The organism is Pseudomonas japonica, from assembly GCF_013522925.1.
Lineage (GTDB): Bacteria > Pseudomonadota > Gammaproteobacteria > Pseudomonadales > Pseudomonadaceae > Aquipseudomonas > Aquipseudomonas japonica_A.
Genome location: NZ_JAAMQU010000050.1, coordinates 1 through 319, shown reverse-complemented (window position 1 = coordinate 319; position 319 = coordinate 1). Strand labels below are relative to the sequence as shown.

Annotated in this window: 1 protein-coding gene; it reads right to left on the bottom strand. The window is 64.9% G+C overall.

Features of this window, described 5'->3' with window-relative positions; genetic code table 11:
* Positions 1 to 319, bottom strand: a 319-nt coding sequence (locus G7016_RS24820; RefSeq protein ID WP_219856372.1) for a VCBS domain-containing protein, incomplete at both ends; no start/stop codon positions are given.

Below are 319 nucleotides of genomic sequence, written 5' to 3'. Positions count from 1 at the left end.
CGACGGCGCTGGTGGTGATTTCAGGCACATCGTTGGTGCCGGTCACGGTAACGGTCAGCGTCTGGGGAGCACTGGACACACCCTGGGCGTCGGTGGCGACGTACTGGATGTTGTAGCTCGTGCTCTGGCCGACAGCCAGGTGCTGGTAGGCCGCATTGCTCGGGTCGAGCGTCCAGCTGCCGTCGGTGTTCAGGGTGAAGCCTGGAACCTTGTCGGCCGAAGTCTGGCTGAACACCAGCGTGGCAGTTTCACCGCTGTCGGCGTCGGTCGCGGTCAGCGTGCCGGAAGCAAGGGAGCTGTCCTCGACGACGGTGGCCTT